The organism is Clostridium ljungdahlii DSM 13528, assembly GCF_000143685.1.
In the GTDB taxonomy this organism is placed as follows: Bacteria; Bacillota; Clostridia; order Clostridiales; family Clostridiaceae; genus Clostridium_B; species Clostridium_B ljungdahlii.
Genome location: NC_014328.1, coordinates 4375933 through 4398880, shown reverse-complemented (window position 1 = coordinate 4398880; position 22948 = coordinate 4375933). Strand labels below are relative to the sequence as shown.

At 31.3% G+C, this 22948-nt stretch carries 19 protein-coding genes; 13 read left to right on the top strand and 6 right to left on the bottom strand.

Translation table 11 applies throughout. The features are described from left to right. The first annotated feature begins 101 nt into the window (after nt 1-101). The 11 genes from glmM (at nt 102) to CLJU_RS19865 (ending at nt 14173) form a co-directional block, all read left to right on the top strand. The gene (gene glmM, locus CLJU_RS19915; protein WP_013240633.1) at nt 102-1451 is read left to right on the top strand and encodes a phosphoglucosamine mutase; all 1350 of its coding nucleotides are present in this window, start codon (nt 102-104) and stop codon (nt 1449-1451) included. A 128-nt stretch (nt 1452-1579) separates the two neighbouring features. Then, the gene (locus CLJU_RS19910; protein WP_013240632.1) at nt 1580-1774 is read left to right on the top strand and encodes a DUF4177 domain-containing protein; all 195 of its coding nucleotides are present in this window, start codon (nt 1580-1582) and stop codon (nt 1772-1774) included. A 555-nt stretch (nt 1775-2329) separates the two neighbouring features. After that, complete coding sequence (glmS, locus tag CLJU_RS19905) at nt 2330-4156, top strand: glutamine--fructose-6-phosphate transaminase (isomerizing) (RefSeq protein ID WP_013240631.1); 1827 nt, start codon at nt 2330-2332, stop codon at nt 4154-4156. Nucleotides 4157-5134: 978 nt separating this feature from the next. Then, nucleotides 5135-6949: a sigma-54 interaction domain-containing protein gene (locus tag CLJU_RS19900; RefSeq protein ID WP_013240630.1), complete on the top strand. Its 1815-nt coding sequence runs from the start codon at nt 5135-5137 to the stop codon at nt 6947-6949. 175 nt (nt 6950-7124) lie between these two features. Further along, nucleotides 7125-7313, top strand: a complete 189-nt coding sequence (locus CLJU_RS19895) for a Rid family hydrolase (RefSeq protein ID WP_013240629.1) — start codon at nt 7125-7127, stop codon at nt 7311-7313. A 105-nt stretch (nt 7314-7418) separates the two neighbouring features. Then, nucleotides 7419-8576, top strand: a complete 1158-nt coding sequence (gene alr, locus CLJU_RS19890) for an alanine racemase (RefSeq protein ID WP_013240628.1) — start codon at nt 7419-7421, stop codon at nt 8574-8576. 327 nt (nt 8577-8903) lie between these two features. Continuing rightward, nucleotides 8904-9149, top strand: a complete 246-nt coding sequence (locus tag CLJU_RS19885) for a helix-turn-helix domain-containing protein (protein WP_013240627.1) — start codon at nt 8904-8906, stop codon at nt 9147-9149. Nucleotides 9150-9325: 176 nt separating this feature from the next. Next, a complete protein-coding gene (locus CLJU_RS19880; RefSeq protein ID WP_013240626.1) occupies nt 9326-9700 on the top strand; it encodes a RidA family protein in 375 nt (124 codons plus the stop codon). Between the two features lie 618 nt (nt 9701-10318). Next, nucleotides 10319-11578: a threonine synthase gene (locus CLJU_RS19875; protein WP_013240625.1), complete on the top strand. Its 1260-nt coding sequence runs from the start codon at nt 10319-10321 to the stop codon at nt 11576-11578. A gap of 50 nt (nt 11579-11628) precedes the next feature. Then, a complete protein-coding gene (locus CLJU_RS19870; protein ID WP_013240624.1) occupies nt 11629-13086 on the top strand; it encodes a Na+/H+ antiporter NhaC family protein in 1458 nt (485 codons plus the stop codon). A 439-nt stretch (nt 13087-13525) separates the two neighbouring features. Then, nucleotides 13526-14173 carry a trimeric intracellular cation channel family protein gene (locus CLJU_RS19865; RefSeq protein ID WP_013240623.1) on the top strand — a complete coding sequence of 216 codons (648 nt, stop codon included), beginning with the start codon at nt 13526-13528 and terminating at the stop codon, nt 14171-14173. 747 nt (nt 14174-14920) lie between these two features. On the opposite strand, the gene CLJU_RS19860 is transcribed toward CLJU_RS19865, so the two are convergent. The 6 genes from CLJU_RS19860 to menA all read right to left on the bottom strand — a co-directional run bounded on the left by CLJU_RS19860 (nt 14921) and on the right by menA (nt 20621). Beyond that, the gene (locus tag CLJU_RS19860) at nt 14921-16315 is read right to left on the bottom strand and encodes a 4Fe-4S binding protein (RefSeq protein ID WP_013240622.1); all 1395 of its coding nucleotides are present in this window, start codon (nt 16313-16315) and stop codon (nt 14921-14923) included. A gap of 18 nt (nt 16316-16333) precedes the next feature. Then, complete coding sequence (locus CLJU_RS19855; RefSeq protein WP_013240621.1) at nt 16334-16870, bottom strand: FixH family protein; 537 nt, start codon at nt 16868-16870, stop codon at nt 16334-16336. 185 nt (nt 16871-17055) lie between these two features. After that, nucleotides 17056-17880, bottom strand: a complete 825-nt coding sequence (locus CLJU_RS19850) for a polyprenyl synthetase family protein (RefSeq protein WP_013240620.1) — start codon at nt 17878-17880, stop codon at nt 17056-17058. 232 nt (nt 17881-18112) lie between these two features. After that, nucleotides 18113-18817 (bottom strand): bifunctional demethylmenaquinone methyltransferase/2-methoxy-6-polyprenyl-1,4-benzoquinol methylase UbiE, encoded by a 705-nt coding sequence (gene ubiE / locus CLJU_RS19845; RefSeq protein WP_013240619.1) that lies wholly within the window; start codon nt 18815-18817, stop codon nt 18113-18115. Between the two features lie 271 nt (nt 18818-19088). Beyond that, nucleotides 19089-19709 (bottom strand): CPBP family intramembrane glutamic endopeptidase, encoded by a 621-nt coding sequence (locus CLJU_RS19840; RefSeq protein WP_013240618.1) that lies wholly within the window; start codon nt 19707-19709, stop codon nt 19089-19091. Nucleotides 19710-19724: 15 nt separating this feature from the next. Then, complete coding sequence (gene menA, locus CLJU_RS19835; protein WP_013240617.1) at nt 19725-20621, bottom strand: 1,4-dihydroxy-2-naphthoate octaprenyltransferase; 897 nt, start codon at nt 20619-20621, stop codon at nt 19725-19727. A 270-nt stretch (nt 20622-20891) separates the two neighbouring features. Here menA and CLJU_RS19830 point away from each other — a divergent pair, with 270 nt between their 5' ends. Both CLJU_RS19830 and CLJU_RS19825 read left to right on the top strand, forming a co-directional pair. Then, the gene (locus tag CLJU_RS19830; RefSeq protein ID WP_013240616.1) at nt 20892-21575 is read left to right on the top strand and encodes a response regulator transcription factor; all 684 of its coding nucleotides are present in this window, start codon (nt 20892-20894) and stop codon (nt 21573-21575) included. After that, nucleotides 21575-22942: a sensor histidine kinase gene (locus tag CLJU_RS19825; RefSeq protein WP_013240615.1), complete on the top strand. Its 1368-nt coding sequence runs from the start codon at nt 21575-21577 to the stop codon at nt 22940-22942. Before CLJU_RS19830 ends, CLJU_RS19825 begins: the two co-directional genes overlap by 1 nt. Nucleotides 22943-22948: the final 6 nt, after the last annotated feature.

The window sequence follows — 22948 nt, the reverse complement described above, 5'->3', positions numbered from 1 at the left end:
TAAAAGATGAATATTTTCAAAGTAAGAGAGGAGCACAGATTTTAGATTTAGTGTGATAACCTATAGAAAAATTAACTTTTAATAAGAGAGGTATTAATAATATGCAGAGAATGTTTGGAACTGATGGAGTAAGAGGAATTGCAAACAAGGAGTTAACTGCAGAACTAGCATATAAATTAGGACGGGCAGGAGCATATGTGCTTACAGAAACGGCACATAAACCAAAGATATTAGTTGGAATGGATACAAGAATATCTGGAGATATGCTAGAAAGTGCCCTGGTTTCGGGTATACTTTCTGTAGGAGCAGAAGCTGTTTGTGTAGGTGTAATACCAACTCCAGCAGTTGCTTATTTGACTAGAAAATATAAAATGGATGCAGGGGTAGTTATATCTGCTTCACACAATCCTGTAGAGTATAATGGAATAAAATTTTTTAATAGTGAGGGATATAAACTCTCAGATGAATTAGAAGATAGGATACAGAAAGTAATTGAAAGTAATTTTAAAGATGTATCTATGCCTATTGGAGCTGAAATTGGAAGAAAGGTAGTGGAAACAGGAGAAGCACTAAAAGACTATGTAGAATTTACAAAATCCACTATAGATATAGATTTAAAAGGATTAAAGGTAGTTTTAGATTGTGCAAATGGAGCATCCTACGTAACTTCTGTGAAGGCTTTTGAGGAATTGGGAGCTGAAGTGAAAGTTATAAATAATGAGCCTGATGGAATAAATATAAATAGAAAATGTGGTTCAACTCACCCTGAAGAACTTATGCAAACTGTAGTAAAAGAAGGTTATGATTTAGGACTTGCCTTTGATGGAGATGCAGATAGATGTCTTGCAGTGGATGAAAAGGGAAATCTCATAAATGGAGATTTTATAATGGCTATAATAGGAAAACATTTAAAAGATGAAGGAAAACTTTATAAAAATGTGGTAGTAGTTACTGTAATGAGTAATCTTGGACTTGATATAGCACTCAAAAAAGAGCAAATGAGTACTGTAAAGACTAAAGTTGGAGACAGGTATGTGCTTGAAGAAATGAAAAAACAAGGCTATAAATTAGGTGGGGAACAGTCAGGTCATATAATTATGCTGGATTACAATACTACAGGAGATGGGCTTGTAACAGCACTGCAAATAGCTTCTATAGTAAAAAAGACTGGAAAGAAGTTATCTGAATGTGCTTCTATGATGAAAAATTTACCTCAAGTACTTGCAAATGCTAATGTTCCAAATGATAAAAAGAATATATATGCAGAAGATGAAGAAATAATATCTGAGATAAAGAAGATAGAAGAAAAATTAGATGGTTGTGGAAGAGTGCTTATAAGACCTTCGGGAACGGAACCATTAGTAAGAGTTATGTTAGAAGGTCAAAATCAAAGTGAAATAGATAAAATTGCGCATAAATTGGCTGAACTTATTGAATCAAAAGTGAATTAAAAATATAAAAGTGCACTGTAATTGAATTTAACAGTGCATTTCTTATTTGTAAAAATTAAATGTTTTAAATATATTAGAAATTGGACACTCTAATAATTGAGATATAAATTATTAGAGGAGTGAGTCCAATGTCGTGGCAATATAGAATATTTACAGTGGAGCGTTTTTTAAATTCAACTGATAATTTAAACTTAGAAGAAAAATTAAATAAGTATGGTAAGGAAGATTGGGAACTTACAGGAGTTTTACAAAGACATTATGCTACACTTGGAAATCAAGATAAATTAGAAGATGATTTAATAGTGTTTAAAAAACACAGTTAAAAAAAGCCGCCTTTAAAGTAAAATTTAAAGGCGGCTTATTATATATTTGCAATTTTGAGGGTATATAGCACATTTCAATCTCAATTCCATAATATGAAAATAAGAACAAAAAGTTAATTTTAGCTATCTAGTTGACATAAAATAAGATTAAAGAATATAATAGATTGACAGGTTTTTAATACTGTTATATTTTAAAAAGAAGGTGGTTGAATTTAAGAAAAATGTGAATATAAAGCGCCAGAGCTCAAGGCTTAACTTAAACAACACTTTGAGCTGACGAGGATGGGGAGTATCGAATCTTCGGCGGGTGCCCCACGGTATCGCACTACCGTTAACAACTGATAAAACCAGGAAGTGATTTCTGATACAACATCAGTTTGGTGTTAAAACCTTTAATAGGAATCAAAATATATGATTCCAAAAATATATTTACCTGTAAAATTTTAATAACAATGCAGGTTTTATTTGCTTATGAAATTTTTTATCAATAAAGTTGCAGTGTTTTATAGGTAGATTATAATTTATTATATTAAAATGTGAAAGGAAGAATTGATTATGTGCGGAATTGTTGGATTTGTTGGAAAGAAACAAGCATCATCTATTTTGGTTGAAGGATTGAGCAAACTTGAGTACAGAGGTTATGACTCTGCAGGTGTTGCCATAATAGATAATGATCATATCAATGTAGTAAAATGTAAAGGAAGGCTTAAAAACCTTGAAAATAAATTGTCAGAACATCCTCTAAAAGGAATAGTAGGTATAGGTCACACAAGGTGGGCAACTCATGGAAAACCATCTGATCTAAATGCTCATCCCCATAACAGCCAGGATGGAACTATAAGCGTAGTTCACAATGGTATAATAGAAAATTATGTACAACTTAGAGAATGGCTCACTTCAAAGGGATACAAATTTGTATCTGAAACTGATACTGAAGTTATTCCACAGCTCATAGAATATTTTTACAAAGGGGATATAGTTGAAGCAGTTATGCGTGCAATATCTAAGATAAAGGGAAGTTATGCTGTAGGAGTTATCTGCTCAAAAGAACCTGGAAAATTAGTAGCAGTAAGAAAGGACAGCCCTCTTATAGTAGGACTTGGAAAAGATGAGTATTATATAGCATCAGATATACCTGCTGTATTAAATCATACTAGAGATATATACCTTTTAAATGACAATGAATTTGTTGTCATAACTAAAGATGGTGTAAAACTTTTATCAGAAGATAAAAAAGAAATAAAGAGGGATGTATACCACGTTACATGGAGCGCAAATGCAGCTGAAAAGGGTGGATTTGACCATTTCATGATGAAGGAAATACACGAACAGCCAAAGGCAATTAAAGATACAATGACATCAAGAATTATGCCGGGAAAGCCTATAACGTTAGATGATATAAAGATAACTAAAGAGCAAATTAAAAATATAAATAAAATATATATAGTAGCTTGTGGAACTGCTTACCATGCAGGAATAGTTGGAAAATATGTAATAGAAAAATTGGTTAGAATGCCTGTAGAAGTAGATATTGCTTCAGAGTTTAGATATAGGAATCCTATAATAGACGAAAAAACACTTATGATAATTATAAGCCAGTCTGGAGAAACAGCAGATACTTTAGCAGCTTTGAGAGAAGCAAAAGCACAAGGTGCTAGAGTAATAGCTGTAACAAATGTAGTGGGAAGTTCTGTATCCAGAGAAGCAGATGACGTGCTTTACACTTGGGCTGGACCTGAAATAGCAGTTGCATCCACAAAAGCTTATGTAACTCAGCTTATTGCAATGTATATAATTGCATTGTTCTTTGCGCAAAGCAAGGGAACTATAAGTGAAGAAAAGATGGAAGAACTAAAAAATGAGATGCTTACACTTCCTATTAAGGCAGAAAAAGTTCTTTCAAATAAGGACATTATACAGGAAGCCGCAGAAAAGATTTATAAAGAGCAGGACGTATTTTTCCTTGGAAGAGGATTGGATTATGCCGTTGCATTAGAAGGTTCTTTAAAGCTTAAAGAAATATCTTATATTCATTCTGAAGCTTATGCTGGTGGAGAATTAAAGCATGGACCTATAGCTCTTATTGAGGATGGAACTGTAGTAATTGTAGGAGCTACTCAAGGATATTTAGTTGAGAAGATGATAAGTAATATTAAGGAAGTAACTACAAGGGGAGCTAACGTATTGGCTTTTGCTTTTGAAGGCAGTGACGAAGTTAGCAAAGCAGTTGATTCTATAATATATCTTCCAAAGGTAAATGATATATTTGCACCAGTACTTTCCGTAATTCCTCTGCAGCTTTTAGCATATTATATTTCTATAAAGAAAGGCTGCGATGTGGATAAGCCTAGGAACTTGGCCAAGTCAGTTACGGTAGAATAGATAATTAGGTAGTGAAAAGATATTTTGTAGTTGTCTAAAAAAGTTATGTATTGATTAAAAAAGTCTTAAACTGATCAAGAATAGATTTTCTAAAAAAGTTTTAAACTAGATATAATGTCATTAAAATATTAAATATGGAACATTAGGATGTAGAACTCAATATACTTAGAAAGTTAAGTATATTGAGTTTTTACTCTATAGGGGTGTTTTGTATAAAAAATGTTTGAAACTATAAATAATATCGGGAACTATAAATAAAGTTGGAAACTAAAATAGTGCTAAATGTTTAACAATAATAGTGTTGATGATATTTAAAAATTTTAAATTAAGTATTATTTATAGTTAGTATAGAGAATATTTAAATATAGAACTTGATATACTCAAGAATTAAGTATATCAAGTTCTTATTTTATATGGTGAAATCATGAATTTTTTGAAAATCAATAGATACAAGATATTGTATAAAATGATATAATCTACTCATAAGTTAATTCGCAAAGGTAAATTATTATTCACAAACAGGTTTTATTAAAATGACAATTTTAGAGTCACTTTGGAAAGATAATATCCAAAAGCAAATGAAAATATACTAAATAGCCTGATAGAAAAGTGTCAACAATGTAGTAAATGATGACGATAATTTGTGCTAAATTTATAAGGAGTATTTACGGCGGAAGTTTATTTTGTAGAAGAAATGATTACTTTAAATCTATCCACACTATCCTGTTTTAATTTATTGGTAACATGCGAATAAGTCTCCATAGTTATTGACAAAATATTTGTAAATGAAAGCTGTTTGTATGATATCATAGAGATGTAAATCCTTTTTTAGTGGAGTGCTTAAGTATTTTTTTACAATTAAATGCTAACATAAGCTGTGAGAAATAATTTGTTCTTGTAACAAAGATCCTATATTTGTAAGAGTATGCGTTTTTACAAACATCGAAAATTGAATTTTGATTGAGGTGAAATAGTTTGGTGAATGATTTTTATGAATTTGCCCAACAGTGCGCAGAAGCAATATCTAATGCTTTGGAAGTTGATACTGTTATTGTAAACAGAGAATTAATTAGAATTGCGGCCGCTGGTAAATACAAAAGTAGAGCTAGAACAAAAATACCATCATACTATCATTTATCTGAAATGATTAGAACAGGAAAAGAATTTGTACAAGAGACCTCCAAAAGTGAAGTATGCGCTGAATGCCCTGAGAAGAATATATGTAAAGAAAAAGTGAATATTGGCGTACCGATAATGGATGAAAAAAATTTGTTGGGTGGTATAGGGCTAACTTTTATTACAGAGAAGCAGTTAGAAACTTTTATTAGTAAGAGAGAGTCTTTAATTAAGTTTGTTAGAAATATAGCCGAATTATTGGCTTCTAAGATTAAGGAATATGAGATTGTAAGAAGATTAGAACTTAATAATAGTCAATTAAATGCAATCTTCTCATCTATTAATGATGGTATATTAATTACAGACGTTGATGGTAATATTGTGAACTGCAGTGATTCTATATTTAAATTAGTAAAAGTGTCAAAAAAAACTCTGATAGGACAAAATGTTAAAGATGTTTTTGAAAAATTTGATATGAAATACACAAATGAAAAGCAAAAGACCACAAAGTTAAACGAAATTAAACTTAAGAATAGGAAAGAAATCCTATTGTGCTCAATAAGCCAAATAGAGGCTAATAATGCGGTTAATGGCAAAATTATTCTTTTGATGGAGCCTAAAAATATTGAAACTGCAATCTATAGAAGAATCCATGAACAGAGAATATTTAAATTTGATGATATGATAGGTCAATCTCAAGCATTTTGCGAATCTGTCAATCTTGGAAAGAAAATAGCTGGTTTTGACTCAAATGTATTAATATTAGGAGAAAGCGGTACTGGAAAAGAGCTATTTGCTAGAGCTATACATTACAATATTGGGGAAAATAGATCACAATTTATAGCTATAAATTGTGCTGCAATTCCTGAAGCATTACTTGAATCGGAATTATTCGGATATGAGGAAGGTGCTTTCACAGGCGCTAAGCAGTCAGGAAAACCAGGGAAATTTGAACTTGCAAATGGAGGAACGATTTTTCTTGATGAAATAGGGGATATGCCTCTTCATCTTCAAGCTAAGCTGCTAAGAGTTTTGCAAGAACAGGTAGTAGAAAGAATAGGAGGAATAAGAGCAATCCCAATAAAAGCAAGAGTAATTTCAGCAACAAATAAAAATCTAAAAAAGATGATAGAGAATAAGGAGTTTAGGGAAGATTTATATTACAGACTAAATGTTTTTGAAATAACTATTCCACCTTTAAGAGAAAGAAAAGATGACATACCTCTTTTGGTTAATCACTTTATTGCTAAGTACTGTGATAAACTGCAAATTACTGAAAAGAAGATAGAAGATGAAGCAATGACAGCGTTAATCAATTATGAATGGAAGGGCAACGTTAGAGAACTTGAAAACACTATTGAATATTTGTGCTGCATTAGTTCAAATGAAATAATATCTTTTAATGATGTCAAAGGGAAAATACAAGTCAATGGTAATGAAAATATAAAAAATTCAAAAAAAGCTACTGAGGTAAATAAATTAAATGAACATGTACTGGAAAATGAAGAAGTCATGACTATTAAAGATTTGGAAAAGAGAGAAATAAAGAAAGCATTAGCCAAATATGGACATACAAAAGAAGGAAAGACTGATGCTGCAAAAGCATTAGGTATCAGTAGAGCCACATTATATAGAAAACTTAAAGAATATAATATAAAGTCTCAAAATGCGAACTAATTCTTAAGTTGAGATTTAAAGTTCTTAAATTGAGACCTTCGAAGGTCTTTTTTAGAAAATACTTTGCGAAAGGCATAAAGAATAGAGCAATATCTATTGGTATAGATATTGCTCTATTTTTTAGTGAATGATATATCATAAACTAAGCAATAGTTAAATAAAAAGGAGGAATATCATGAATAATATCATAACAAAGAACGCACCAGCAGCAATTAGATCTTATTCACAGGGGATTATCTGTGGAGATTTAATTTTCGTATCTGGACAACTTCCAATTAATCCAACAACGGGGAATTTATTAGAAGGTAATATTAGGGATATGACAAGACAATGCATGGACAATATTTCAGCTATTTTAAAATAAGCCCAAAGTGATATAAATAAGATCATAAAAACCACTATTTTTGTAGCAGATTTAAAGGATTTTGCATAGATATAATTTAACAATAATGAGGGGGGTATAATTTATATGTTGACTAATCATAGACCTGTATGGGTGGAAGTTGATCTAAGTATAATAGCTAGCAATATGAGAAGTATCAGAGATGTGTGTAAGGACAAGGAAATATTTGGTGTCGTAAAAGCTGACGCATATGGGCATGGTGCGATTGATGTAGCGCCTGTTCTCTTGGAAAATGGGGCAACAAGGCTTGCAGTTGCACTTGTGAGCGAGGGGATTGAACTAAGAAAAGCTGGAGTGACCTGCCAGATTAATGTGCTGGGTATAACACCACCAAATTTATTCAGAGAGCTTCTTGAATATGAACTTGAACCAGTAGTGTCTGATTATGATTACGCAAAAGCGCTTTCAGAATCTGCAGCAGCATTAAACAAGACTGTCAGGATACACCTTAAAGTAGATACAGGGTTGGGAAGAATAGGATTCTTGACAACGGAAAAGGCAGTGGATGAAGCTGTTATGATAAGTAAGCTTCCCAATATTTTCATCGAAAGTATCTTTTCACATTTTAGTAGTGCGGGTGAAGCTAACAAAGAGTATTCGTACAAGCAGTTTGAAAAATTCCAATGGTTCATAAATAAAATGGAGGAAAAAGGATTATACATAAAGTTAAAGCATATTGCCAATAGTTCTGCCATATGGAATTTACCCGAGACTTATCTTGATGGTGTCAGACCGGGGACAATCATCTATGGTTGCTCATCTGATGATGTAAAGAGAGAAGTAATTCCAATAAAGCCTGCCATGACTTGGAAAGCAAATATACTATTTCTCAAGGAACTTGAGGCAGGACAGTATATTGGCTACGGAAGGAAGTTCAGAACCGAGAGGAAAAGCATAATAGGGACTTTAGGTGTGGGTTATGCTGATGGTTATTCGAGGATGCTTTCAGGAAAGGCCAAAGTAATAATAAACGGGAAATTTGCACCGGTTGTTGGAAATATATGTATGGATCAGTGCATGGTGGATCTAACAGATATAGGAGATGTTAAACTGGGAGATGAAGTAATACTCATGGGAAGTCAAGGAGAGCTAAAGATCGATGCAGATGACATAGCTAAACTCATAGGCACAAACAACAATGAAGTTATGTGCTTAATTGGGAGAAGAGTTCCTAGGGTTTACATTAAAGATGGAAAAGTGATTAAGATAAAAAACAATTTCTAATTAAATCAGCAGGTAATTCAAAATGTGTTTTTCACAAAGTTATTTTGCTCATTTCTGTTTAAGATAAATTCAAACATCCTATTTTGGTAAACATTCAATATATAACAATAAGTAAAATGAGTACGAAGCATGTTTTTATAACACATTAAAGAAATAATTAAGCAACCGCACATGAACAGGTGAAGCAATCTGATTGTGTGCTTTTTTTATTTTCCAAAATTTAACAATTATCCGTGAAAAAATGCATCAAACACCATCTCTTATGGAAGTTATGTTGTGAAGGGGGAAAGAAAAAACCTTAACAATTCCGTGATACAAAGGAGGTAAATGTATGAAATTATAAAAAATTCAAAAAAAGCTACTGAGATAAATAAATCAAATGAACATGTGCTGGAAAATGAAGAAGTCATGACTATTAAAGATTTAGAAAAGAGAGAAATAGAGAAAGTATTAGCCAAATATGGACATATAAAAGAAGGAAAGACTGATGCTGCAAAAGCATTAGGTATCAGTAGAGCCACATTATATAGAAAACTTAAAGAATATAATATAAAATCTCAAAATGCGAACTAATTCTCAAGTTAAGATTTAAAGTTCTTAAATTGAGACCTTCGAAGGGCTTTTTTAGAAAATACTTTGCAAAATACATAAAAAATAGAGCAATATCTATTGGCATGGATATTGCTCTATTTTTTTAGTGAGTGATATATCATAAACTAAACAATAGTTAAATAAAGAGGAGGAATATCATGAATAATATCATAACAAAGAACGCACCAGCAGCAATTGGACCTTATTCACAGGGGATCATCCATGGAGATTTAATTTTCGTATCTGGACAACTTCCAATTAATCCAACAACGGGGAATTTATTAGAAGGTAATATTAGGGATATGACAAGACAATGCATGGACAATATTTCAGCTATTTTAAAAGAAGCCCAAAGTGATATAAATAAAATCGTAAAAACCACTATTTTTGTAGCAGATTTAAATGATTTTGCAGAAGTGAATGAAGAATACGCTACATTTTTTGAAAATGTATCGCCAGCACGATCTTGTGTTCAAGTAGCAGCACTTCCGAAGGGAGCACGTATAGAGATAGAGGCAATTGCTAGAAAGTAGGTATAGAAAATATCAAGTCCAACTAACAAATGTCAATAAAAAATAATTGTTGTTTTTATGAGCCTAAAAAAGGGTAACTTTAATAAGCCTTTTGACTAACTATCAAAAAAGTTATTTTTATGGAATTATACTAAGCAGCGAAGCCATATTTCGCTTTGCGATAATTCCTTTGGTGTTCTTCTGGGGTGATGATTTCAAATGCTTTTTCATCACAGAGAATGGCAAATACAATATAGCAAACTTTATGGATAACAGCTCTAGGAGCCACCATTTTAGGCTTGCTCTTACATTTTAAAAGATAGTAGTCTCGAAGTATAGAATTTTTGGTAGAACCATCGTTACTTTTACTAATACTGATTAAGGCCATGGAGTGAATGACTTTTTCAGCAATTTTTGAAAAGCTTTTCGAATATTAGGAAAATACCATTCGAAGTTCACCTTGAAGATTATACTTTATGAAAAGTATGGAGTCTATCATGAACCGTCAGACATATTAAATTATACAAATAACATCTGATTAAAGGAAGAAATCCTTCTTCCGTTATTTATTTTAGAAATTTATTAAGAAAAGAATAGTCCTTAGTGGCTATATCATTATTATACTTAGGAGGAATTTTTATGTATACAGGAAAATCAAAGTGCTTAAATTGCGGGCACATTTTTGAAGATGAATCAATATTTGAGGGATGCCCATTCTGTAAAACTGACTCTTTTGTTTCTAATATAACACCTATTTATGATCTCCCTAAAACTAATGGAACAAAGCAGGAATTTAATAATATTTTTTCTGGTAAAGGAATCGAAAAATATATTCCTGTTCTACCATTTAAGGCCGGTACAAATTTAGTTTCTTTAAATGAAGGGAATACACCTCTTACATATTTAAATTCAATCAGCAACGAATTGAATATAAAGTTATATGCGAAAGATGAAACGAGAAATCCAACTTGGGGACACAAGGATAGACTAAATGTAATTCTTATTAATAAAGCACTAGAAAAGAAGGCTCCGGGGGTAATTTATGCATCTACTGGCAATAACGGAGCATCTGGCTCAGCTTATGCAGCAAAAGCAGGCTTGCCATGCATTATTTTAACTGTAAAAGGTGTTAATAAGACGTTGGATACTTTTATGCAGGCATATGGAGCTTGTGTGGTTGGAGTAAAAACTACTTCAGATCGATGGAACATCTTAAAAGAATGTGTTGATAAGTTTGGATGGTATCCTGCAACTAATTATACAGTTCCAATCGTAGGTAGTAATCCTTGGGCTATTGAAGGTTACAAAATTATTGCTTATGAACTCTTTCTTGATATGGAAGAACTACCAGATAAAATTGTAGTACCTATTTGTTATGGAGATGCATTATTTGGTATAAATAAAGGTTTTGAAGAATTAATGAACATGGGATTTATTCAAAAAATGCCACAGATGGTTGCTGTAGAAGATTATGGACCAATCCATAATGCGATTAAAGAAAACTCTAAAATCATTAAACCTATTAAAGGATGGGGAAGTATTGCATCATCTATGTCAACTGTTTATGGAACTTATCATTCTCTTTATACCGTGCGCAATTACAATGGATTAACAGCTGTTATGGATAACAATGAACAAATTTCTTCAGCTCAGTTAGAGCTTGCCCAAAAGGAAGGACTTTACTGTGAATCTGCATCTGCGACAACTTTGGTTGGTGTAAAGAAGTTACTTGCATCTGGACAAATAAAGAGTGGGGATAAAGTTGTGATGCTGATAACAGCAAGCGGAGTAAAAGATACGGCAAATACTTCTAAATATGTGGGTGAAGTACCTGAGTGTGAAGCAAACATGGAAGAGTTCAGCAAACTTTTGCAGAAAAAGTATGATATAACTCTTTAAAATGATATTATGTAGTATTTATAATTAAATAAAAGGTGGGTGTCAACTTTATGGAAGGAAAAAAAAATCAGAATAAAAAACGCGAAATGTCCGTTGGTGTGGCAGTTTTAATATTCGTATTAGTGGCTGGAGCAATTGCTGTACAAAAGGCCGTGTTTCAAGGTGACATGGGATCCATGTTTTTTATTTGTTGGTTATTCCTAATACCAATTGGAGTATTCTTTGGATATGACAGTAATGAACTTACTAAGTCTTCTTTCAATTTTATACAAAAAGCTATTCCTGCCATTTTTATCTTGCTGGCAGCTGGATCGCTTATAGGAACTTGGATTGCGGCTGGTACAACTCCCGCAGTTATCTATTATGGTATTAAAATAATTAATCCAAAAGTTTTCCTTGTTACGACATTGCTATTGTCCTCAGCTCTCTCCATGTTTACTGGGTCTGCCTATGGAACAATGGGAACAGTTGGAGTTGCAATGATGGGTATTGGTTCTGGTCTTAATGTTCCACCTGCAATCACTGCTGGTGCAGTTATTTGCGGAGCTTATTTTGGGAATAGATTATCTCCAATGGCGGATACCACAATTCTTGCATCTACAACTACAGGAATAAATATTTTTAAATATATTAAATTTGCATTGAACGATCAAGTGCCAGCTTATCTGATTACAGTCATTTTCTTTCTAGTAATTGGTTTCAGGTATGGGGGAAGTATAGATCCAGGTACAACAAGAGAGATTGTGACAGGGCTGCAATCAAATTTTCATCTTGGAATTATTACACTTACTCCGTTGGTTATAACAGGTATTTTGTTGGCGAAAAAGCAACCTGCTTTAATAGCAATATTGTCAGGTTCAGTTTCAGCAATCTTTGTTTCTATTTTTTATCAAGGGGTTCCAGTTGCAAGAGCATTTAATATATTTTATAGCGGATATAGTTTGGAAACTCAAAGTAAAGTTATGCAAACTCTCTTAAATCGCGGAGGAATTGACAGCATGTGGTCGTTGGCAGGAATCACCTTGTTTGGCTTTGCGGTTGCTGGGATGCTACAACATATGAAGGTACTGGAAACGATTGCCGAGGCAATGGTAAAACGAGTACATACTACTGTAGGACTAACATTTATTACCCTTTTATTGGGATTCCTTGGAAACGCCATTGCTTTAAGTCAGAACTTCGCAATTGTAATGACAGGAACTTTAATGGCTCCGATATATAAAAGATATAATCTTCAAGTATTATGTTGTTGCAGAGATGTAGAGGCTGGAGGAACATATGGAGCATTATTTTTTCCATGGAATTCTAATACGGTCTTTGCTGCATCAGTTCTGGGAGTTTCTGCGGGAGCATTCATTCCATACCTTATACTTTTGTACATTACACCTATAATTATAATAGGCTATGCAATAACAAATTTTAAAATGCTAAAAATTTATTCTGATGAAAAATATGTAGACGTTTCAGAACGTTTAAAAAGTGATCCGGATCCGGATATAATAATTTAAGATGTAGTAAGCCTGTAACAAATAATTCGTTTTAGTATATGCGGATTCTTATATGACAGTTATCTCAAAATAAGTTTTTCGAATAGCCACCTAAATTTAAGGTGCTTTTAAATAATTGTTAAGAGATTTTGTTTGTTAGCATATGGCTTGAATTATTGCATTTTGCTTCTATAATCAAGTCTAATTAATAATTACTCTATAGGCCCTCTTGATAGAAGGGGGATAAATTCAAAAAGATATTAGCTGTTTTATTTAAGATTAAAAATATAACTTATATAAAGTTTGGTGACATCATATATGATCATCAGACTTTATATAAGTTATATTCCTTTTATGCCATACAAGATTGGATTTTAGTGTCCAATTTTGTATAGATTTTTTTAACTTTTAATTCCTAAAATATAATTTTTACAAATAAGACAATAAAAGAGGTGTGCAGATGTTTTTAATAAATTCTTTTGAAATAATAGGCACTATTGCCTTTGCTATTTCAGGTGCTTTAACTGGAATTGAAAAAAAGCTTGATTTATTCGGTATTATTTTTTTGGCTATTACAACAGCTGTAGGAGGTGGAATATTTAGAGATATAATAATAGGACGAACGCCTCCAGATGCCTTTGTAGATCCCACATCTTGTATAATAAGTATTGTAACTGCACTTATAGTGTTTTTATTTTATGAAAAAATAAACAAGTTTAAAAACATAATAATAATATCAGATGCCTTAGGGCTTGGAATTTTTACATTGGTTGGTTGTAATACTGCAATTGTACATGGTGCAAATAGTGCTTTTATAGTAATTGCTATGGGGCTGATAACAGGAGTTGGGGGAGGGATGTTAAGGGATGTTTTTGCTAAAAATGTTCCATTCATTTTTAAAAAAGAAATTTATGCCATGGCGTCAATAACAGGGGCTTTATGTTTCTATTATATCCATAGATATTTTCCAGAGATAATATCTTTATATATTTGTTGTGCAATTATATTTATTATAAGAATTTTATCACTAATATATAAGTTAAATCTGCCTGTAAGTAAATTTAGCACAAATAGTAACTTTGTAAAAAGTGAAATTACGCCCCATTAAGTATTAGTAGGATTATTTCATCTTAAATATAATTAATCTAACTTCACTTCTAAGCTCATTTATGTCACATTTTATTGTAAATCATATGGGCTTCAAATAATATCAACAATTTTATGATTGTTGACATGGTGATATGTACCCGATTTGAGGCAAAGTTAAGTTGGAATCTTCTTATTAAACGCAATAACTTTTTTAGTATTTTTAAGGGCATTGATTTGCCATTTTTATTTATTCACATAAGTATTTATACTGATATCCTTATAATTATAAGCCTGTAAGGATTGATTAATTGTATATTGTGAAATTGCTAAATACAGAATAGGGCATTTTATCTTATAATTAATAGGATTGTGGCAAAGATACTTATAAATTGTGACAGCTTCAAAATATAAAAACATATATTTTAACCAGTATTTTATGACAATATTAATTATAACTCACATTGTGAAACTTTAAAAAAAGTCGTATCGTTTGAAAAAAAGTTAAATTAAAATAATATAAAAGGCAATACTATATTAGGAGAAGTATGGTATGTAAATTACAAAAATATTGAGACTGTACATTCTCATTTTATAGAATGTATGGTTTCTTTTGTTTTTTAAAAGTGTGAAAAATGGCTAAAAGGTTCTGTGACCTTATAAAATTTAACTCTTATTAAGGTAATAACTTAATCATATTTTACAAAATTAATATGTAGATTTTATGAAGAAAATGCTATCAGAAAAATGTTTTCTGACAGCATCTAAGTTACATACGCATTGCCATTGGAAGCATGAATAGTATTATGTTTATAATACCTAATATCAGTATTAAAATGCCATATACTATTGAAGTTCCTAGGGACTTACTACTCTTACCACCATAATTATTTTTAGCAAGTCTATATGCAGTGTATATTGAACCTATAGTTCCAAGAACAATTAGGATATATTGAAGAGTTTGTATTGTTGGAGTATCCAATATTGCTGTTGAACCTTGCATTTCAATTCCAAATAACCCCACAAAAGCATAGAGAATTGATTTCCCTTCTGCTAGTAGATGGAAAAGGTTATGAGCTATATGGGCAGCCATATCTAGTGGTATAATAGCATATCCGAATTTAGCAAAGTTTTGTTTGACAGAATCTCCATTAAACTTTTTAGCAATTAGCCCTGTTGTTGCTAACATTACTATAGGAATTAGCATTGCTATAGCAAAGGTTATAGTGAAGGTTACATAGTAGCTATCTGTACCAGCAGCTTTTTCAAGCCAATTTAATATAGGTTCCCATATATTAAGCATAGTGATGTTCTGCACAAATACTATACCCATAATTACAATAGCAAGAAAGGACTCTTCAAGTTTAGGTTTACGGATAAACCATAATTCTCTAGTAGGTACACGCCTTGATATTTTAATAGAGTTATTTGGACAACTTTTCACACAGTTTCCGCAGAAATTACATTCTGCGTTAGTATCCATAATTCTCGGAAATTCAAACATAGGACATCCTGCTGCTTTATTACTTCCTTTGTAACAAGCGGCAACATTACATTTAGCACATTTTTCAGGAGTAGCTCTAAGTTCCATCATACCTGCTCTAGTATAGTTAGCAGACAATCCTCCTAAAAAACAAACGTATCTACACCAAGTTCTACGTTCAAATATAGCACCGGAAGCAATTACACCTAGAGTAATTAGTAATAGAAGGTTACCGGAGCCCCTTGGTGATTCAACAACACCGAAAATATGGTCGCTCCACGTAATTAAGATGAATATTGCATCGATAATCCAAATTCCATATTTTTTTAGAAATTTAGGTACAGGATGATTATTACCAACAAATTTTTGAACTAGATCATTAAGTGTCCCAAAAGGGCAGATTGTACACCAAAATCTACCTAACAATAATATTATAATTGGAAGTAGAGGCCACCATAATACCCAAGTTGCAGCGGTACCAAAGTTATCATGGGCACTTGTAGAACCGAATAAAAGTTGATAAACTATAAATGCAAATACTATTGCTACTGGCCATTGAAAAACACCAGGATACCATTTACTCTTCATAAAGCTTGCAAATTTTTTGTTGTCTAAAAGGTTTTTATCATCTGATGAGTATGCTTTTTCTTCATCAATTTTAGTTTTCTTTTTTTCTGACACAAAATATTACCTCACTTTCTATGATTTTACGGCCTTCTTACTTTTCTTTGATATCCCGGCAGTTATTATAATTAAGGCAGCTACTACTAAAAAGCCTCCAACGACAAGTAAGTTAGGTCCAGAACTTGCTACATCAACATCAAAATCAGCCATCTTCTCTCCAGCATTTGTCATAAAGCTTGTTTTAACTTTCCATGTACCTTTATCACTAAGTTTTACAGTTCCAACATATTCACCATCTTCATGGCCTTTTTGGAATTGGATAGTTTCAGCTTTAGAGTCACCCATATTCATATCACCCATACTGCCTTTATCCATTTCTGCAGATACTTTTACATCAGCGTTATTTATTGGCCTATCTTTATCATCAGATAGTTTTAATGTTAACTCATTATCACCGGTTTTAGCTTTATCTCCTGTTAGCATAAGAGTTGCTTTAACTCCATCAATGTTTTTTTCTATCATTTTTCCGCTGCCATCAGCTAATACCGATGTAGATAAAGTTAGAACTAGAGCTGAAATAATTGATAGTTTTTTAATTAGTTTGTTTTTCATTTTAAATACCTTCCTTTACAATTAGTTTAATGTTTTTGTCTTTTAGGGCTGCTAACATTAACAAAATTATGTCACCGTTTTTATATTAGAATTTTTATTAAAAAGCTTGACTAACTTAGGTAAAATAAATCTATCAAGGCCAAATATATAGGCATTTGCTCCAGCAGCCATAAGTAGAATAGTCACTATAATGTATTCTCTACCTTAGGACTATAAAAATCTAAAACATAGTCTACTAACATTATTAAGCTTTGTTTGTATGCTGAGTCTTTTAAATTTTCAATAGAAGCTTTGGCATTATATGCAAATTCAAATCCCTCTTCAATAGTTACATTTTTCATTGCAACGGGATCCTCATCGATATAATCATCCAGTATTTGATATGCCATACCAAGGTTTTCACCGTATTTAGAAAGCATATTAGACTCTTCGTAAGGGGCATAAGCTATGCTGCCACCAAGCCTACAACAAGCGCTCATGAAAGATGCTGTTTTTCCTAAGATGATTTTAAAATAGGTTTCACGATCGGGAGAGGGATTGTTAGCATTTAATATTTCAGCTACAGACATTGATTCAGTAACTCTGCCCATTACCTGCGCAAATTCTCTTGGCAGAGTATCTGAGAAAATAGTAAAGGCCCTTGAGTACAAAGCATCACCGGCAAGTACTGCTATTTTATTTCCAAAGGTCTTATTTAAGGTTTTCTGACCACGTCTTAGTAAGTCACCATCTATGATATCATCATGAATTAGACTAGCGCTGTGAATAAGCTCTAAGCTTATTGACAACTGAATTAAGTTGTGTTTTGCAGATGAAGTAAGCTCGCTACTAATAGCACCTGCAGATAAAAATGTTAATGTAGGTCTTAGTCTTTTACCTGGAATTGAAAAAAAGTAGGTAAAAATATCTTGTGTAACAGTAGAATCTAATTTTGATGCAATATTTTTTAACTCTAACTCAAGTTGATTAAGTTCTTTTATTATTGGAATTGAAATTCCATCGAAGTTCATTCTTTCACCTCCTGTATATTTTAATTAAGTAAGTTAATGGATAATTAATTTTTTTATATCTTATTTACAATTGTTATTATAGAAATTTGCTGTGAAGAAAATATGAAGATATACTTTAAAATTAAAAAAACTATTAAATAAGTTAAAACCCGAATTTAGTCATGAATGTTATAACTAAATTCGGGTTTTTAATCTAACTACAAATCAATTTAATGTAATATTTCTATAGAATCTATTTTTTGACTCCGTAATGAACTGAAGCAATTCCACCAGTTAAAGATGTATATCCAGTACTTATAAAACCAGCAGTATCAAATAAAAGCTTTAATTTCTTTTTAGAAATAAAGTTTTTTACAGAATCCATAAGATAGGTATATGCTCCTTTGTCTTTTGTACCTATGTAACCAATAGTAGGTAGAACAAAAGTCAAATATGCTGAATGAAGCTCTTTAAGAATAGAAAGTTCTGGACAGGATAGCTCAAGGCAAACTAATTTTCCTCCAGGCTTCAAGACTCTATACATTTCTGATAGAGCTCTATTTTTATCCTTAATATTTCTAAGACCAAAGGCGATTGTTACACAGTGAAAACTGTTATCTTCAAAAGGTAATTCTAAAACGTTACCTTTTATTAATTTAAAATTATAAGCCTTTATGTTTTGGTTAAGTCTTTTATATCCAACATCAATCATTTCTTGATTGAAATCAAGTCCTATAACTTCAGTATTTTTCCCTACTTCCCTGCAAGCATAATTAATCATCTGTCCTGTACCACAGCATAAATCTAAAACTTTGCTATCCACTTTTAGATCACACACTTTTATAGCTTTTTTTCTCCAGAGTTTATCTATATTAAAGGTTAGAATTGAATTCAATCTATCATACTTTTTTGCGATAGATGAGAAAATGTTTTGTACTTCTAAGGAATTGTTCACCATGTCCAGTATACCTTCTTTCTTAATTAAATTTATTATATTCTACAATTATTTTTTAAGAAGAGAACTTTTTAATATGTTTATGAGTTCCTTGTTTTTCTTTGTTATCTTCATGACAATTCATAATATATACCTCCAAATTACTTTTTCTAAATTTATAAAATAATTTTTATTTTATTTGAATTATATAGCCTACATATAAAGAAGTTGTGAAGAAATTAAAAAACTATAAAAATTGATTATTGGGATATTGTCCTATATATAGCTAAAAAAATTACATTAGTGGAAGCAAAACGAATATTGTTAAATCCCAAATAGCGTGGGAGATAATTACTGGTATCAAACTCTTCTCTTTTTTATAAAGCCATCCCCAGAATAATCCACATACCAAAGCTGCTATAATTAGCATAAAGTTGCCTGTAACAATATGCACAGCTGCATATAATAAAACTGAAAATAAATATCCTTTGTTTTCTCCAAATTCTTTACCTAAAGTATTTTGTATAAAGCCTCTCCAGTATAGTTCTTCACCTGGACCAATTATAAAAAATAGTAGCAATCCTATTAGTGCTAAGTTAGCATTTGATTTATTACTATAAACTGATGAAATTTGAGTATCCTTAAATGGGAATAAGTATCCTGATATAATATTTCCTACATAAAATATTCCGTACAAGGCTATTGCTGAGAGTATTCCAATTAAAATATGCCTCGGTTCTATTTTCCCAAAGTGGAATATATCTCTATCACCAAAGAATGCCATTAATATTAATAGTAATATCGATCCACTCATTTCTATCCAAAAGTTAAAGGGCTTTATAACAAACATTAGATACCATAAGATTGCTGCTGCAAACAATGTAAAAGTTAAATATTTATAGTTTTTATTGTTCAAGAGTAATACCTCCGTTTATCTTATATAAGAAAATAGTATTGAAATAATAAGGATAACTCCAAATTGTCCCTGTAGTTTTGCTGTTTCCTGATCAAGGGTAGCGAGTTTAGAATTAGATCTATTAGAAATACGCAATTTATTGATATTTTTCAATGCTGTTGGCAATGTAATTAGACAAAGTAAACTCCAAATAGGGGTAACTCTGTAATAAGTCATAGCTAAAACAGAAATATAGGATAAATAAACTAAGCCATAATAAATATAGCAGGCATTAGTTTTTCCAGTCATTATAGATAGAGTTTTTATTCCAGCTTTTTTATCATGATAAATATCCCTAATATCATTTGCGTGTAAAATAGCTGTAGTTAAAAGCCCAATTGGTATAGATAACAGAAGTACGTTTATATTAATTCTCTGAACTTGAACAAAGTATCCACCGAGTGTCATTAGGGGCCCAAAGATCATAAATATTAAAGGGGCACCTAAGCCTCTGTATTTTAGAATAAGTGGCTTTCCGGTATAAAAATAACCACTTAAAGCTCCTATAGTACCTAGAATTAGAATAAAACCCCCTTTTTGAAAAGCTAAAAATAGTCCGAGTATACATCCTAAAGCTAAAACTAAGCGTCCTCCTTTAAGGAGTTCTTCAGAAGTCAATAAATTTTCAAAAATAATACCACTAGAAGATCCAGATTCCTTGGTATCAACTTTGTTAATAAAATCATCATAGTCATTAATCATATTTGATGAGGCTTGCAAAAGTACAGCAGCTAATAAGGAAATCAGGTAGTATATAAACTGAAATTTTGATTCCTTTGCAGCAAATATAGCACCTATTGTAACTGGAATTATAGAAGCAGTTAATGAAAAAGGCCTTGCAGCCATTAACCATATTTTAAATTTTTGTTTCATCACGTATCCCCCTAAATATATTTGTAACTATTAATTTTATAGTACTTTTAAAAAGCAGTCGATTTAAATTTTTGCTTTATACATACTATAAATTAACGATGTGAAGATTTTATAAAGATTCCTAGGGGCAATTTTGGAGTGCAGCTAAATAAGAGATTACTATAGATTTTATATAATTCTACAATCTACATATAATCTTTATAAAATTCAGCTATTATGAGAATTAATAATAGAATTAGTTTTTTACAATACAAAATTGAGGTGAGTAACATGAATAAAGTTTTGATAGTAGAAGATGAGGAAAAGGTATCTAATATTCAAAAGGCATATTTAGAAAAGGAAGGTTATGAAGTATATACATCAACAACTGGACTAAAAGCTTTAGAACTCTTTGATTCAATTGAATTTAGCTTAATAATACTTGATCTAATGCTGCCGGATATTCAAGGAGAGGAAATATGTAAAATTATAAGAGATAAGTCTGATGTGCATATATTTATGGTTACTGCTAAATCTGCATTAGAAGACAGAATAGAGGGGCTTAATACAGGTGCAGATGAGTATTTAGTTAAACCTTTTAGTCCAAGAGAACTGGTTGCCAGAGTTAATTCTTTATTCAGAAGGTTAGGGGCAAATAACATTTCAGTTTTATCTTTAGATAATGGAAATATCCAAATTTATAAAGATAGTAGAATTATAAAAGTTAAAGGACAAGAAATATCCCTTACTCCTAATGAATTTGATATTTTATATGTTCTTGCAATAAATAAAGGAAAAGTTCTTACTAGAGAACAATTAATAGATAGGGTTTTTGGTATGGATTTTGAGGGGTTTGACAGGACTGTAGATGTTCATATAAAAAACATAAGGAAAAAAATAGAAGAAGACAGTAAAAGTCCTAAGTATATTTTGACAGTTACTAGACTAGGATATAAGTTTGGTGGTGACAATTGATGTATAGTATTAGGCGAAAGCTAAGCATTATAATTTTAGCTTGTTCTATATTAGCTGTAGTATTAACTGCTATCTTTGTAAATATCACAATAAATAATAAATTTAGTGAATATATGGTGAACAACCAGAATAAAAGAAATGATAGAATAGTACAGTATTTCCAAGAGGTTTATAAAAGAGATAAAAAATGGACAGCAGCTTCAGGAAGTGAAATGAAGCATGAGGCATATATGAGCAATTACTGCATAACTCTTTTAGATTCAAATAAAAAGTTGGTTTGGATGATGGATCCAAATGATATTAAAGAAAAAGAACATTTTAAATCCTTAGATGGTAAAAGTGGAGTTTTTACTACAAATAGTTTCCCAATTAAATATAATGGTGATGTTGTTGGATATGTACAGATAGGTCAATATTCTTCAGTATTATTATCCGCTGATGATGTAAATTTTAAATTATCCATTAACAAAGGAATTATTGCTAGTATTTTTTTAAGTCTTCTTATTGTAATAATTATCAGCCTGTATATTTCAAAGCAGTTTTCAGTACCAATTAGAGAAGTATCAAATGTATCAGTAAAGCTATCTAATGGAGATTATAATTCTAAAACTAATGTAGATACAGACATATTAGAGATTGAAAAGCTTAAAAGCAGTATAAATACGTTAGGAGAAAAACTTAATCATCAAGATTTATTAAGAAAAAGGCTAGTTTCTGATATATCACATGAAATAAGAACTCCACTTAATGTTCTTCAAAATAACTTAGAAGCCATGATTGACGGAATTTTTCCGGTAAATACAGAACAGTTAATAGGTTTAAATGATGAAGTTATCAGGTTTGGAAAGCTTTTAAATAACCTAAATACCCTAAAAGAATTTGAATCAGAGACAATTTCTGTTAATAAAGAGAAGATCTTATTAGATGAATTGTTATCTGCAGTATGTGATGGCTTTTCAATTGCATTAAAAGAGAAAAGTATAGAGTTAGTGTATAATATAAGACCGGATAAGGACTATAGTATAGTAGGTGATGCAGACAAATTAAAACAGGTATTTATTAATCTTTTATCTAACGCAGTAAAATTTTCAGATTATGGAGGAAAAGTTTGGGTTAATTTAACTAGAGATAAAGAAAGTATTGTTGTTAGTATAAGAGACAATGGAATTGGAATTAGCAAAGAAGATTTACCTTTTATATTTGAAAGGCTGTATAGGGGAGATAAAAGCAGAAATAAAATTGAAGGAAGCGGAATCGGATTAACCATAGTAAAGGATATTTTAACTCTACATTCAGCTTCTATTGAAGCTCAAAGTGAAGTAGGCAAAGGATCCATATTTACTATACGATTTAGAAATAATGTTTAGTATTAA

Excerpts from the sequence above, each read along its gene's own strand:
- glmM (WP_013240633.1), top strand. The coding sequence starts at position 102 with ATGCAGAGAATGTTTGGAACTGATGGAGTAAGAGGAATTGCAAACAAG.
- CLJU_RS19910 (WP_013240632.1), top strand. The coding sequence starts at position 1,580 with ATGTCGTGGCAATATAGAATATTTACAGTGGAGCGTTTTTTAAATTCA.
- glmS (WP_013240631.1), top strand. The coding sequence starts at position 2,330 with ATGTGCGGAATTGTTGGATTTGTTGGAAAGAAACAAGCATCATCTATT.
- CLJU_RS19895 (WP_013240629.1), top strand. The coding sequence starts at position 7,125 with ATGAATAATATCATAACAAAGAACGCACCAGCAGCAATTAGATCTTAT.
- alr (WP_013240628.1), top strand. The coding sequence starts at position 7,419 with ATGTTGACTAATCATAGACCTGTATGGGTGGAAGTTGATCTAAGTATA.
- CLJU_RS19885 (WP_013240627.1), top strand. The coding sequence starts at position 8,904 with ATGTATGAAATTATAAAAAATTCAAAAAAAGCTACTGAGATAAATAAA.
- CLJU_RS19880 (WP_013240626.1), top strand. The coding sequence starts at position 9,326 with ATGAATAATATCATAACAAAGAACGCACCAGCAGCAATTGGACCTTAT.
- CLJU_RS19875 (WP_013240625.1), top strand. The coding sequence starts at position 10,319 with ATGTATACAGGAAAATCAAAGTGCTTAAATTGCGGGCACATTTTTGAA.
- CLJU_RS19870 (WP_013240624.1), top strand. The coding sequence starts at position 11,629 with ATGGAAGGAAAAAAAAATCAGAATAAAAAACGCGAAATGTCCGTTGGT.
- CLJU_RS19865 (WP_013240623.1), top strand. The coding sequence starts at position 13,526 with ATGTTTTTAATAAATTCTTTTGAAATAATAGGCACTATTGCCTTTGCT.
- CLJU_RS19855 (WP_013240621.1), bottom strand. The coding sequence starts at position 16,870 with ATGAAAAACAAACTAATTAAAAAACTATCAATTATTTCAGCTCTAGTT.
- CLJU_RS19850 (WP_013240620.1), bottom strand. The coding sequence starts at position 17,880 with ATGAACTTCGATGGAATTTCAATTCCAATAATAAAAGAACTTAATCAA.
- ubiE (WP_013240619.1), bottom strand. The coding sequence starts at position 18,817 with ATGGTGAACAATTCCTTAGAAGTACAAAACATTTTCTCATCTATCGCA.
- menA (WP_013240617.1), bottom strand. The coding sequence starts at position 20,621 with ATGAAACAAAAATTTAAAATATGGTTAATGGCTGCAAGGCCTTTTTCA.
- CLJU_RS19830 (WP_013240616.1), top strand. The coding sequence starts at position 20,892 with ATGAATAAAGTTTTGATAGTAGAAGATGAGGAAAAGGTATCTAATATT.
- CLJU_RS19825 (WP_013240615.1), top strand. The coding sequence starts at position 21,575 with ATGTATAGTATTAGGCGAAAGCTAAGCATTATAATTTTAGCTTGTTCT.